Source organism: Rhizobium glycinendophyticum (genome assembly GCF_006443685.1).
GTDB lineage: Bacteria > Pseudomonadota > Alphaproteobacteria > Rhizobiales > Rhizobiaceae > Allorhizobium > Allorhizobium glycinendophyticum.
Window position 1 is genome coordinate 1,016,047 of the sequence record NZ_VFYP01000001.1, and the last position, 13,197, is coordinate 1,029,243.

13 protein-coding genes are annotated in these 13,197 nt (G+C 62.5%); 4 read left to right on the forward strand and 9 right to left on the reverse strand.

Going from position 1 to position 13,197, the window contains the following annotated elements; translation table 11 throughout:
* Positions 1 to 181: 181 nt before the first annotated feature.
* Both FJQ55_RS04910 and FJQ55_RS04915 read right to left on the reverse strand, forming a co-directional pair.
* Entirely contained in the window at positions 182 to 667 is a 486-nt protein-coding gene (locus FJQ55_RS04910; RefSeq protein WP_140826564.1) for a peroxiredoxin, read from the reverse strand.
* Positions 668 to 737: 70 nt separating this feature from the next.
* Positions 738 to 1,613, reverse strand: coding sequence for a protein-disulfide reductase DsbD domain-containing protein (locus FJQ55_RS04915; protein ID WP_246085023.1), 876 nt, complete (start codon positions 1,611 to 1,613; stop codon positions 738 to 740).
* A 161-nt stretch (positions 1,614 to 1,774) separates the two neighbouring features.
* On the opposite strand from FJQ55_RS04915, the gene FJQ55_RS04920 reads away from it, so the two are divergent.
* Together FJQ55_RS04920 and FJQ55_RS04925 are read left to right on the forward strand one after the other, a co-directional pair.
* A complete protein-coding gene (locus FJQ55_RS04920) occupies positions 1,775 to 2,380 on the forward strand; it encodes a YqgE/AlgH family protein (protein WP_140826565.1) in 606 nt (201 codons plus the stop codon).
* A gap of 107 nt (positions 2,381 to 2,487) precedes the next feature.
* Positions 2,488 to 3,123 (forward strand): LysE family translocator, encoded by a 636-nt coding sequence (locus FJQ55_RS04925; protein WP_140826566.1) that lies wholly within the window; start codon positions 2,488 to 2,490, stop codon positions 3,121 to 3,123.
* A gap of 26 nt (positions 3,124 to 3,149) precedes the next feature.
* Here FJQ55_RS04925 and FJQ55_RS04930 read toward each other — a convergent pair whose 3' ends face one another.
* From FJQ55_RS04930 to thrC, 4 genes are all read right to left on the reverse strand, one after another.
* Positions 3,150 to 5,999 carry an EAL domain-containing protein gene (locus FJQ55_RS04930; RefSeq protein ID WP_425467525.1) on the reverse strand — a complete coding sequence of 950 codons (2,850 nt, stop codon included), beginning with the start codon at positions 5,997 to 5,999 and terminating at the stop codon, positions 3,150 to 3,152.
* 56 nt (positions 6,000 to 6,055) lie between these two features.
* A complete protein-coding gene (locus FJQ55_RS04935) occupies positions 6,056 to 6,667 on the reverse strand; it encodes a GNAT family N-acetyltransferase (RefSeq protein ID WP_140826568.1) in 612 nt (203 codons plus the stop codon).
* 61 nt (positions 6,668 to 6,728) lie between these two features.
* Complete coding sequence (locus FJQ55_RS04940) at positions 6,729 to 8,027, reverse strand: M16 family metallopeptidase (protein ID WP_140826569.1); 1,299 nt, start codon at positions 8,025 to 8,027, stop codon at positions 6,729 to 6,731.
* 20 nt (positions 8,028 to 8,047) lie between these two features.
* Positions 8,048 to 9,454 (reverse strand): threonine synthase, encoded by a 1,407-nt coding sequence (thrC, locus tag FJQ55_RS04945; RefSeq protein WP_208758202.1) that lies wholly within the window; start codon positions 9,452 to 9,454, stop codon positions 8,048 to 8,050.
* 304 nt (positions 9,455 to 9,758) lie between these two features.
* On the opposite strand from thrC, the gene FJQ55_RS04950 reads away from it, so the two are divergent.
* Complete coding sequence (locus FJQ55_RS04950; RefSeq protein ID WP_140826571.1) at positions 9,759 to 10,343, forward strand: hypothetical protein; 585 nt, start codon at positions 9,759 to 9,761, stop codon at positions 10,341 to 10,343.
* Between the two features lie 96 nt (positions 10,344 to 10,439).
* Positions 10,440 to 11,360 carry a diacylglycerol/lipid kinase family protein gene (locus tag FJQ55_RS04955; RefSeq protein WP_140826572.1) on the forward strand — a complete coding sequence of 307 codons (921 nt, stop codon included), beginning with the start codon at positions 10,440 to 10,442 and terminating at the stop codon, positions 11,358 to 11,360.
* A gap of 18 nt (positions 11,361 to 11,378) precedes the next feature.
* Here FJQ55_RS04955 and FJQ55_RS04960 read toward each other — a convergent pair whose 3' ends face one another.
* From FJQ55_RS04960 to FJQ55_RS04970, 3 genes are all read right to left on the reverse strand, one after another.
* The gene (locus FJQ55_RS04960; protein WP_140826573.1) at positions 11,379 to 12,068 is read right to left on the reverse strand and encodes an HAD family hydrolase; all 690 of its coding nucleotides are present in this window, start codon (positions 12,066 to 12,068) and stop codon (positions 11,379 to 11,381) included.
* Between the two features lie 142 nt (positions 12,069 to 12,210).
* Positions 12,211 to 12,801, reverse strand: a complete 591-nt coding sequence (locus tag FJQ55_RS04965; protein ID WP_140826574.1) for a TetR/AcrR family transcriptional regulator — start codon at positions 12,799 to 12,801, stop codon at positions 12,211 to 12,213.
* Positions 12,801 to 13,145 carry a DMT family transporter gene (locus tag FJQ55_RS04970; protein ID WP_140826575.1) on the reverse strand — a complete coding sequence of 115 codons (345 nt, stop codon included), beginning with the start codon at positions 13,143 to 13,145 and terminating at the stop codon, positions 12,801 to 12,803. Before FJQ55_RS04970 ends, FJQ55_RS04965 begins: the two co-directional genes overlap by 1 nt.
* Positions 13,146 to 13,197 lie beyond the last annotated feature (52 nt).

A 13,197-nucleotide genomic window follows, 5' to 3' on the forward strand; every position in this document is an offset into this window, starting at 1 on the left:
GCGCCGCTCGCAAGACACGCATCCTTCAGGAAGAACGTATCGGATCGGGGAACGCAGATTGGTTCTAATCTCCCCCCTTGAGGGGAGATGTCCGGCAGGACAGAGGGGGTAACCCAGTCCGCATCCTATCCGGCAGGCGGGGGGACCCAACCCTCCAGCCTCTCCGGACGCTCACATCACATCAGAGCTGCTCGATCATCGTCGCGGCAGACGAGACGGTCGCCTGGCCGGGGTTTTCCTCGATGTTGAGGCTCTTCACCACGCCGTCCTCGACCAGCATGGAATACCGCTTCGATCGCACGCCGAGCGCGCCGGCCGAAAGATCCATGTCGAGACCCATCGCCTTGGTGAAGGAGGCATCCCAGTCGGCGAGGAAGTGGATCTTGCCCATGCCGCCCGAATGCTGGGCCCATGCGCCCATGACATGCCAGTCATTCACCGAGACGACGGCGATGTCGTCGACGCCACGCTCCATCAGAGCATCTCGGTTTTCCAGATAGCCCGGAAGATGATTCAAGGTGCAGGTCGGGGTAAAGGCGCCCGGCACGGCAAACAGCACGACCTTCTTGCCGGCGAACAGCTCGTCGGTGCTGATCTCGACGGCACCATCAGTCGTCTTTTCCTTGAAGGTTGCCTTGGGCAGCGTGTCGCCAATTGCAATGGTCATCGAATTCATCCCCGTTGTTCGTCGCGCCGGCCTCGTGCCGGTGGTCGTCGCGGCCGAATATAGAAGCGGGTCAGTCAAAGGCAAGCGTGGTTTCCATGGCGCGGTCACCGGCCACCACGAGGATGCCCCATCTCTTGCCGGCCATCGTATAACCCTTCGGCAGCTTGCCGATCGGCACCGTCACGACCGTCTCACCAGCCGCACCGGCGGAAGGTTTGCCGTCGACGTAAACATGGCCAACCGGGCCGCTGATGATCACCTGCGGGGCAGGAGCGCCGGAGGGCAGCCGCAGCGACACTGAAAGGCTCTTCAGATCCGGCTGCATCACAAGGCGCGTCACCTGGAAGTCCGTGCTCGGCCCGGGCGGCAATTGCCGCTTGGCGTCCTCGACCAGCGCCACCTCCTGCGGATCGCTTCCCACTTGAGAAGCGGGATCGACGGTCAGGTCCGCCTGAAAGGGGATGCAGATGTTCTGGCACACGCCGACAAAGGCGGAGATCTTGAACGGCGCATCCCCGCCAGCATTGGCGAGTTGCAGTGGCAGGGCCACCGGGTGGTCATAGCCGACATCCTGCATGTCGCCTGTGGACAAAAGTTTCGGCACGGGGAAATCGACACGAGCGACGGTAAAGCTTGATCCGGGCGCCGGCGTGATCGACGGCGGAATGCCGACATCGCCCGGCTCTCTCCAATAGGTGATCCATCCCTTCTTCGGCTCGACCAGCAAAACGCCCTCGCGGCTCCCGTCATCCTTCGCCGGCAACAGCACAAGGCGCATGCGCCCGCCTTCGTTCACAGCCCAGTCGCTGCTGGCGGCCTGTGCGACGCCGGTGAAAGCTGCGAGACAGAGCGGCGCCATGGCAATGAGGCCCGCCAGCGAGGCGAGCAAGGCCTCTGGAAAGACGCGTCGGGGGGGAAGGGGAAGGGTGCTCAGACGGTGGATCATGCCCAATTCTCTAGGCGATCAATGCGGCCGATGCCAGTCACGCTTCAGCGACCGCGATCATTTTGGGTTGATCACAGCCGACTTCTGCCCCATCTTGGTTCAGGGACAAACCTGAACCACGCATCACATCGATGGCCGCAAGGCAGACCGAGGAGGCAGGCATGGCATTGTCGTCGAAGACATCCTTGAGAGAGCGCGGCTTTCTGGACGGCCAGTTGCTGATCGCCATGCCCGGCATGGCAGACGGCAATTTCGCCCGCGCCGTCGTCTATATCTGCGCCCATTCGGATGCCGGCGCCATGGGCTTCATCATCAATCGCTCGCAATCGGTCACCTTCGCCGATCTCCTGCTGCATCTCGAACTGATCGACCGCAACGACGCGATCATGCTGCCCGATCACGCCCGCCATTTTCCCATTCAATGCGGCGGCCCGGTCGAGCAGAACCGCGGCTTCGTGCTGCATTCCGATGACTATCTCTCCGATAGCTCCATCCCCGTCAGCGACGATATCTCGCTGACCGCCACGCTCGACATCGTCCGCGCCATCTCCGACGGCCGCGGCCCGCGCCACGCCACGATGCTGCTCGGTTATGCCGGCTGGGGTCCGGGACAGCTGGAAGAGGAAATCGCCCAGAATGGCTGGCTGAATTGCGCCGCCACCGAAGACCTGATCTTCGATCGCAGCCTCGACAACAAATATGACCGTGCCTTAGCGCTGATGGGCATCAACCCGGCCATGCTGTCGATGGATGCGGGGCACGCGTGAGGGACGAGGTTTCGAGGCTGCAGGCCTTGGCGCTTGCACGCACGCGTCCGGAGTGACATCGTCGGCGCGCCAGACAACAAGGTCTGGCTCACGCTGAGACCCATCCCATGCCCTCCACCGATATCCTGCTCGCCTTCTTCATCACCACCGCCGTCTTTGCCTTCATTCCGGGTCCCGCCATGCTCTATGTCGCGGCCCGCACGCTGGCCGCCGATCGCCGCGCCGGGTTGATGGCAACGTTTGGCATTCATGTCGGCTGCTACGTGCATGTGGTGGCCGCCGCCGCCGGCTTGTCGATCCTCTTCCACCTGGTGCCGACGCTCTATCTGGCGGTGAAGCTCGCAGGGGCTGCATACCTGATCTATCTCGGTTTCCGCATGATCCGTGCCACCCGCTCGAAGGGGCCGGCAAGCGAGACCCTGCTGCCGCAGAAATCAGCCGGCCGCGCCTTCGTCGAAAGCATGTTTGTCGAAGTACTCAATCCGAAGACGGCGATCTTCTTCCTTGCCTTCCTGCCGCAGTTCATCGATGCCGACGCGAGCTTCCCCGTCTGGCTGCAATTCGTCATTCTGGGAACAGTGGTTAACGTCATGTTCACGATGGCCGACATCGCCTGCGTCATGGCCGCAAGCACCGTCACCAAACGCCTGGCGCGGGTGTCGTCCCTGCAACGCAATCTGCAAAGGGCAGGGGGCGCTGTGCTCGTCGGGCTTGGCCTGCACGTCGCTTTTCAGAGAACCTGATGCAAATCAGCGTGAGGGCTTGCCCCTCACGCCCGCTTCATCAGCGGAAACCGTTCCTTCAGGAGCCTTAGCACCGACTCCGAACCGAGCGGCGGGCCGAATAGGTAGCTCTGGCCGAATTCGCAGCCCATCATCGCCAGGTCGGCGGCGTCCTGATCACTCTGGATGCCCTCGGCCACCACCTGCATGTCGAGCCCGCGCGCCATGGCGACGACGGAGCGCAGGAGAACGGCGCGCTTGTCGGACTGGTCGCAGACCAGCGCCTTGTCGAGCTTGATCGTGTCGAAGGGGAAGCGGGTCAGATAGGCGAGCGAGGAATAGCCGGTTCCGAAATCGTCGAGCGCCAGGCTGATGCCCGTGTCCTTCAGCTTCTGCAGCATCAGGCGCGCCTGTTCCGGATTCTCCATCACGACGCTCTCTGTCAGCTCCAGCTTGATCCGCTTCGGGTCACACTGGGTCTTGGTCAGCATGGCGCGCACGTCGTTGTAGATCTCGCTAGAGATCAGCTGCGCCGAGGACAGGTTGACCGAGACGAACAGCGGCAGTTCGCCGGTCTGGCGCTCCCAGTCCATCAGGTCGGTCGAGGCGCGCTCCAGCGCGAACATCCCGAGCGGCTCGATCAGGTCGGACATCTCCGCGATCGGAATGAATTCCGTCGGCGGAATATTGCCGCGCTTCGGATGATCCCAGCGCATCAGCGCCTCGAAGCCGGCGATCTCGCCGTTCGACAGCCGCACGATCGGCTGATAGGCCATCGACAGCTCCTTGCGCTCGATGGCGCGGCGCAGGTCCGTCTCCAGTTGCAAGCGGTCGGTGCTGACGGTGCGGAAGGCAGGGCGGAACGGCTCGACCCGGTTCCCCCCGGCACGTTTCGCCCGATACATCGCAAGCTCGGCATCCGCGAGCAGGCTCGTCGCACTTTCCTGCTGGTCCACCCAGGACACAAGTCCGATCGAAGCCGTCAGGCTGATCTCGCGATTGGCGAAGTTGAGCGGCACCATGATCGCCTTGGAGACGGCATCGGCAAAGTCCGCGATCTTGGCCGGATCCTTTTCCGACACCAGGATCAGGCCGAATTCGTCGCCGGAGAGGCGCGCCAGCGTATCCTGCGGCTTCAAGAGCCGGCGCAGGCGTCGTGTGATGGCAATCAGGATATTGTCGCCGGCGGCAATACCCAGCGCATCGTTGACCTGCTTGTAGCGGTCGATGTCGATCGCCAGCACCGTCGGCCGAACGCTTTCCGAGGTCGAGGCGAGAGACAGGATCGCCTGCAACCGGTCGAGGAAGACCTCGCGGTTCGGCAGGCCCGTCAGGTTGTCGTGCATGGCATCGACCAGAAGCCGGTCGATCGAGTTCTTCTGCTCGGTGACATCGATAATGGTGCCGACGCAGCGGATGACTTCGCCATTCGATCCGAGGACCGGTCGCGCCCGGATCTTCAGCCAGTGGAAATGCCCGTCTTCAGCGCGGATACGGAACTCATGGCTAAGCCGCCCCTTGCGATGCTCCAGCAGCACGTCGAGCGTCGCACGAAAACGGTCGCGGTCGTCGGGATGCAGGCGCGGCAGCCAGTTGCGGGCCGGCCCATGCATGGTGCCGGGTGACAGGCCGAGACGCACGGAAACGTCCGGGCTGGTGACGACGCGGTCGCGCGCCACGTCCCAGTCCCACACGGTGTCGCCCGAGCCGGTGAGCGCCAGCGACTGACGCTCGAGATCGGAGAACAGCCCCTGCTGATAGGCGCCGCCGGCAAAGGCGTGCTGCATGACCGTAAAGCCGATTAGCAGAACGATGAGCACCAGCCCGCCGCCGAGCGCCGGCTGGATGATGTCGTTCGAGAGCTGTCCAGTCACGGTCATCCAGCCGCCGAACAGCCAGACCAGAATCAACACCCAGGTCGGCACCAGAAGAACGGCGCGGTCGTAGCGGTTGAAGCCGAGATAGATGATCAGGCCAATGCCAACGACGCCGGTCAGCGCGAAGGACATACGCGCGATCCCGGCGGCAATCGAGGGATCGACGATCGCAACACCGAACAGTGCGGCGAGACCCAGCACCCAGGCAAGGGTCGCATAGCCGAGATGCACATGCCAGCGGTTGAGGTTGAGATAGGTGAAAAGGAAGATGACGAGCGACGAGGCGAGCGCCACCTCGGCCCCGGCACGCCATATTCGCACGTCGGAAGAAGTGATCGAGATCAGCTTTTCGAGGAAACCGAAGTCGACGCAGATATAGGCAAGGACCGCCCAGGCAAGTGCGGCTGCCGCCGGCAGCATGGATGTGCCCTTGACGACGAAGAGGATGGTCAGGAATACGGCGAGCAGGCCTGCGATGCCGAGCACGATGCCGCGATAGAGCGTGAACGCGTTGACCGTGTCTTTGTACACATCCGGTTCCCACAGATAGATCTGCGGCAGGTTGGGCGAGGCGAGTTCCGCGACGAAGGTAATGACGGTGCCGGGGTTCAATGTGATGCGGAAAACGTCAGCATCGGCGCTCGGCACGCGGTCGAGCGCAAAGCCTTCCGAGGGCGTGATCGCCATGATGCGCTGAGAGCCGAGGTCGGGCCAGAACATCTTCGACCCCGAAAGCCGGAAATGCGGTGCGACGATCACCCTTTCCAGTTGCTCTTCCGAGACATTGGCGAGCGCGAACACGGCCCAGTCGCCCTGATGGTCCTCCGAGTCCGAACGCACCTCGATGCGCCGGCGGATCCCATCGGCGCCGGCGGCGGTGGAAACCTGGAAGGCCGCACCCTGGTTGGTATAGATTTCGGTGGTCGCGGTCAGATCAAGCGCCGTATCGTCGCGCGCGATCTTCACCGGCTCGACCGCTAAGGCCGGTGCTGCATAACCGAAGCAAAGGGCCGATAGCATGGCCAGCACGAGGAGCAACAGGCGCTGGGCCGCGCGCGGGGCGATCTGGGTCTCAGTCATGAACCTGCTTTGCCGTTCCGTCCCCTTGCCGGGGCGATCTTCGAAAACAGCACGTGATCGCGCCACTCTCCGTTGATTTTCAGATATTCGCGCAAAAGACCTTCTCGCTCAAATCCCGCCTTTTCCAGCAGGTTTACGCTGTTGACGTTGTCGGGAATACAGGCTGCCTCGATGCGGTGCAACTCGAGCGGCCCGAAGATGTAGGGAATAGCCAGTTGAAGTGCGGCAAACATATGGCCCTTGCCCGCATGTTTTTCGCCCATCCAGTATCCAATCATGCAAGCCTGCGATGCGCCCCGTCGGATCAGGCCGATGGTGAGGCCGCCGAGCAGGTCCCCGCTTTCGCGTTCGAAGAGGAAGAACGGCACGGCCATGCCCGAATGATATTCCTGCTCGTTGCGCAGCACGCGTTGCCGGAAGGCCCGCTCGGTCAGTTCGTCGGCCCGCCACGTCGGCTCCCAGGGCTGCAGGAAGGCGCGGCTGTCGCGTCTGAGCGCATGCCAGGGCTCGAAATCGCGGTAGCGGGCGAGGCGCAGCAGGTGGCGGTCGCTGACGAGTTCCGGTAGCTCCGCCTGTCGCGACAGAAACCGAAAGACCGAGCGCGTCATCCTGGAACCCCCAGAGAGATCCGGCGACATCCCCGCCGGATGATTTCATGTGTGGTCGCGTTCAGCCGGCAGCCTTGCGGGCACCTTTCGGCTGGGTGCTGAGCGCCCCGGCGATCTCGTCGAGCGAAACCAGCTTCTCGACCGGTCCGATGGCAGAGAGCGTCGGCGCCGTGTCGAAGAACAGGCGTCCGGCGAGGTCGGTCAGCCGCTGGGTCGTGATGCCGGCTAGCCGCTCCATCATTTCCTGGTTCGGAATGGTGCGGCCATACAGCATCATCTGCCGGGCGATCTGGCCGGCGCGGGCGGCGGGGCTTTCCTGGCCCATCAGAAGCTGCGCCCGGATCTGTGCCCGCGAGCGCTCGATTTCCTGTTCGTCGATATGCTGCGACGCCTTGCGCAATTCATCGATGATGACGGGCACCAGTTCCGGCAGGTTGTCTCCGCCGGTTGCGGCATGAATGCCGAAGATGCCGGTATCGGAAAAGCCCCAGTGGAAGGCATAGACCGAGTAGCAGAGGCCGCGAATTTCGCGAACTTCCTGGAACAGGCGCGACGACATGCCGCCGCCGAGGATATTGGCCAGGATCTGCGAACAGTAGAAGTCGCGCATGTGGTAGGCCTTACCCTCGAAACCGAGCAGGACCTGCGTGTCCATCAGGTCGCGCTCTTCGCGGGCTTCGCCGCCCGTATAGCGGGCGACGTCCATCACGGGTGCGGCAGAAGGCTGGGTCGGAAGCGAGGCAAAGCGCTCTTCGACCTGTTTGACAAAGGCGTCGTGATCGACGGCGCCGGCCGCAACCACGAACATCCGGTCGGTGGTGTAATTGCGCGAGAGATAGGCGCGGATCTGATCGCTGGAGAAGGATTGCACCGTCTCCGGCGTGCCAAGAATGCTGCGGCCGATCGTCTGGTCCTGGAAAGCGCGCTCGGAAAACCGGTCGAAGACGACGTCGTCAGGCGTGTCGTCGGCAGCGCCGATCTCCTGCAGAATGACGTGTTTTTCCCGCTCGAGCTCTTCCTCGTCGAACACCGAGTCCGTCAGGATGTCGGCGAGAATGTCGACGGCCAGCGGCACGTTGTCCTTCAGCACGCGGGCATAATAGGAGGTCGTTTCGGTCGAGGTGGCGGCATTGAGTTCACCCCCGACATTCTCGATCTCCTCGGCGATCTGGCGGGCGCTGCGGCGCTGCGTCCCCTTGAAAGCCATGTGTTCCAGGAGATGGGCAATCCCATGCTCCGCTTCCGTCTCGTTGCGCGACCCGGACTTGATCCAGGTTCCGAGCGCCACGCTTTCCAGATGCGGCATGGTCTCCGTTACGACCGTCAAACCCGAGGCGAGCCGGGTGCACTCAACATTCATGGTCCGTCTTTCTGCGCTTCTCAACTGTCCGCACGGGCATGTGTGCCGACAAAGCTTTCGACGGCCTTAAGTTCCGCGGGCAGGATTTCGAAGCGCTCCTCCCTGTCCATCAGATCAGCAAGCCATGTCGGAAGCGCGGGGTCAATACCGCAGGCCGATTTTACTGCTGCCGGGAATTTCGCCGGATGGGCGGTAGCCAGCACCACCATCGGGCTCTGCGGCTTCTCGAATTTCTTCGCGACATGCACGCCGACGGCCGTGTGGGGATCGAGCAGATAGCCGGTATCGGCGAGCACCGCCTTGATGGTCTTTGCGACTTCCTTCTGCGTTGCACGGCCGGCGCGGAATTCCTTGCGGATCGCCTTCAGCGCCTCCGGCTGGATCTCGAACGAACCCGACTGCTTCAAGCCTTCCATCGCGGAGCGGATGGAACTGGCGTCACGGCCATAGGATTCGAACAACAGCCGTTCGAAATTCGACGAGATCTGGATGTCCATGGATGGCGAGGTCGTCGCCATGACGCCCTTCATCTCGTAGCGGCCGGTCTTCATCGTGCGCGCCAGGATGTCGTTGTCATTGGTGGCGATCACCAGCTTGTCGATCGGCAGGCCCATCTTCTTGGCGACGTAACCGGCGAAGATGTCACCGAAATTGCCGGTCGGCACCGTGAACGAGACCTTTCGGTCTGGCGCGCCGAGGGCGACGGCAGACGTGAAGTAATAGACCACCTGCGCCATGATGCGCGCCCAGTTGATCGAGTTGACGCCCGAAAGCTTCACCCGGTCGCGGAAGGCAACATCGTTGAACATCGCCTTCACCAGGTTCTGGCAATCGTCGAAATTGCCCTCGACGGCGATGGCGTGAACATTCGCCTCTTTGCAAGAGGTCATCTGGCGCTGCTGCACCGGTGAGACCTTGCCATGCGGGAAGAGAATGAAGATGTCGGTGCGCGCACGTCCTGCAAAGGCGCCGATGGCTGCACCCCCGGTGTCGCCCGAGGTCGCGCCGACGATGGTCGCCCGTTCGCCACGCTTTTCCAGCACATGGTCCATCAGACGCGCGAGCAACTGCATCGCCACGTCCTTGAAGGCGAGCGTCGTGCCGTGGAAGAGCTCGAGCACGAAGGAGTTCGGCCCTGTCTGTACCAGCGGTGCGACGGCCGGATGCTTGAAGGTCGCATAGGCCTCGTCGATCATCGCGCGGAAGGTGTCGGGTTCGATCTCGCCATTGGTGAACGGCAGCAGCACCTCGTAGGCCACGTCCTGGTAGCTCTTGCCGCGCAAGCCCCGGATCGCCTTTTTCGACATCTGCGGCCATTCGCGCGGCACATAGAGGCCGCCGTCGCGGGCAAGCCCGGCGAGAAGCGCGTCACAAAAGCCGAGGCTCGGGGCCTCTCCGCGGGTCGAGATATATTCCACGATGCTTATCCTTGGATACGAGTTGTCCGGAGCGATGACGTCCGCAAACCTATGGCGTTTTCGATAAAGAGGTTTGCCATTTTGCGCCAGAGCGGAGGTGTGAATTTCGCAAGCCCGGCAGTGCCGGCCACAAGGTGGCCCGGCGGCGGCGAGACGGGTTTGTGCAGGCAGATCGAAAATTGACTCAAATTGCCGGCTACCCAATCGATTTTTGTCGTGGCCGCTGGTATAGACCATCCGCAAGGGCGCTGAAAAGCCTCAAGTTTGACTGGTTCCCGGCTTTTTCGGCCGTGCATGCGGAAGGTGAAATCTCGTGTCTGTAAACGTGTCGCGTGGTGTCTTGGTCGTTTCGCTGATGATGGCGCTCGGTGGCTGCAATGCCGGCAGCATGGGGTCTAGCCTCGGCCTCTCCTCGCCGGAAACCGCAGCACAGCCCGCCGCCCAACCGCAAATGCAGATCGCTGAAAACGGATCTGTGCAGCCGGTGGTTCAAGGCTTTTGCCCGCAGATCGCTATGCGTGACGGCACCGCTTTCTACCGCACCTATGCCAAGGCAAAGAGCGAGGATCCGAAGGATGTCGTCTTCCAGGTCTCGCTTGCCGATACGACGCGCTCCTGCTCCCGTACCGACACCACGCTCACCATCAACGCGCTGGTCCAGGGGCGGACGATTTCCGGACCGCAGGGCAAGGCCGGGTCGCTCAACGTGCCGATCCGCATCACGGTCATCGACGGCGATCAGGAAGTCTATTCCGAAGTCGAGCAGTATTCTGTCTCGCTTGCCGACGTGAACCAGCCGACCCAATTCGTCTACAGCCGCCAGGTTACCGTCCCCGGCAATGTGTCCAACCTGACCCGCGTCTATATCGGCTTCGATACGGCCAAAAAGAAAAAGTAACTTCCCCGATCTATACTGTGCTGACGCGCGGCGGCGAGTAAGCTGTCGCGCACACGCATGGCCGTCGGTTGACCCGGTGGTGGGGGAGCAGAGGCGTTGAAGGTTAGCATCATCAGGAACCCGGTCGCCGGTGGCGGCAAGCATGGCAAGGCTTGGCATGCCGCGCATGGTGCTTTCGTCGCACAATTTCCTGGCCTTGAAGTGCATGAAAGCCGCTCCAGCGGCGATGCCATCCGTCTGGCGCGGGCAGAGGCAGAGCGCGGATGCGAGCTGATCATCGTCGCCGGCGGTGACGGCACCATCAGCGATGTCGTCCATGGCGTTCTGACCTCCGGCCGGCCGGACACGCCGCTTGCCTTTTTGCCGATCGGCACCGGCTGCGATTTCGTTCGCAATTTCGCCCTCCCAAAGGATCCGGCTGAAATCGCCCGCCGCATCGCCGCAGCCGCCCCCCGCAAGATGGATGCCGGATTGCTTTTGGCGCGCGATGCCGAGGGACGCGAGCAGCGCCGCTACTTTGCCAACATCGCAAGCGTTGGCATTTCCGGCGAGATCGTCGATGCGGTCAATGCCCCCGGACGGCGCAAGATCCTGGGCGGCCCTCTGCGTTTCCTCGTCTTCTCGGTCCTCGCCATCCTGAGATACCGTCCTTATGCCTTTGACATTCTGGTCGACGGTATGCGGGTGCATGAAGGGCGCCTGGCGATCGCGGCCATCGCCAACGGCGCCTGGTTCGGCGGTGGCATGCATGTTACCCCGCAGGCCGATTTGGCGGATGGCTTCTTCGACATCGCCGTGATGCGCGAGGAAACGGTGATTGGCCTGCTCGGTTTACTGAAGAGCCTCTATTCCGCCGGTCATCTCGGCCATCCGCTTCTCAGCTTTCACCGCGGGCGGCGCATCGAGCTCCGGCCGCAGGATCCGAACCGCTTCCCGGTCGAAGTCGATGGCGAAAGCCCCATTCGCGGCGGTTTCGTCGCAGAAATCGTGCCCGGCGCCCTCACGATCCGGACCTGAGCGTTTCCGAAGATTGGCTCAGAACGCGCCTTCCCACTCTTCCATGGCGGCAATCACGCCCGGCAGATCGCTCATCCGCGCGATCACCGTTTCAGCACCCGCATCCGTCAGCTTGTCGGCATGCGACGGATAGGTGTGCGACGCCCCGGTAAAGCCGATCACCCGCATGCCGGCCTCGCGCGCGGCATGCACGCCATGCACGGAATCCTCGACCACCACACAGCGCGAGGGGCTGACGTTGAACTGCTTGGCGCCATGCAGGAAAATATCGGGCTTTGGCTTCACGCGATCGGCGCCCAGATCCTTGGCCGAATAGATATGCGGGGCAAAATGCTCCTTCAGCCCCACCTTGCTGAGCATCATGTCCAGCCGGTGCGAAGATGAATTCGAGCAGATGCAGCGCGGCCCCTTGATCCGCGACAGGGCGAACTGGATACCGTCTATCGCCTTGACCTCGCGGGCCAGCCGCTGGTCCAGAAGTTGTTCGGACTTGTCGATCAGGCTGGCCGACAGCGGAATATCGACTTCCTTCTCGATCGACAGGAGAATGTTCTTCCAGGTCATGCCGGCAAAGCGCTCGCCCATTTCCTCGACCGAGATCGGATAACCCGCCTCCGTCAGAAGCTTCGATTCCACCTTGGCGGCAATGATCTCGGAATCGACGAGAACGCCGTCGCAATCGAAAAGGGTAAGCTCGAAACTGCTCATGGGATGATCCGTGGTGGCGGTGAGGGATGGCCGCTCCCTACACGATCGGGACGCGGAGAACAATCACGCTGGCTGCAGGGCTGGTGTGCTGTGGTCAATCAGGGCCAGCAATTGCTCTCTGACCGGAATCTCAAGGGAGACTCTAGCCGCCCGCCAGTGCTAGAAGCCTTGCCTCGAGCGAATGCGGATAACGCTTCAAGCCGTCGGCCTTCTCGAGCACATCTGCCAGCCATACACCGTCGGCCGCCAGCCGCACGACGGTAAAGATCGGGTCCCCATCGGTATCGTGATGCCGCGCCTGGCGTGCGTCCAGCCACCCGGACCATAGGGCCTTCAAGGCCGGTTCAGAGACGATCGACACCGCAAGTGCTGCCCAGAGGCTCTGCGCCCCGAGGGGCCGGTTGGCGAAACAGGCCCGTACATAGGCGCGGGTGAAGCGCCCTTCGGCGTTTGCATCCGTTGCCATCGAGCGATCGATTTCCTGGTCGAGTTGGTCGAGCAGATCGGCAAAGACGGCCGCTAGCAGCGCCTGCTTGCTGTCGAAGTGATGCAGCAGCCCGCCCTTGGTCACTCCCGCCCGTGTCGCCACTGCCTGGATGGTGATGGCGGCAGCCCCTTCTTCGGCGGCGATCCGGGCAGCGCAGTCGAGCAGCGCCCGGCGCACCTGTTCCGGCTGTTTCTTGCGGTGATGGGCCGACAAAGGCGGTTCGGAAGGGGAGGCGGCCCGGACCATCAATGAGACACCGTGTTTGACAGCGTGTTCATGACGATCACGCCTGCAATGATCAGTCCCATGCCGGCAAAGGCCGCAAGATCAAGGCTTTGCTTTAAGACGAAGACGCTGACCAGCGCCGTGAGCACGATGCCGAGCCCGCTCCACATGGCATAGGCAATGCCGAGCGGCAGCTGCTTGAGCGCCTGCGACAGGAGATAGAAGGACGCCACGTAGAAGACCACCATGCCGAACGTCGGCAGCAACTTGGTGAACTGCGCCGATTTCTGCAGCAGCGTCGTTCCGATGACTTCGAACAGGATCGCGACTGCAAGCGCGGCATAGGCAGTTAGAACAGGGTTCATGACGGCGCTCCGGATTGGACCGCCCAAAACATACCGTATGGTCGGTATCTTT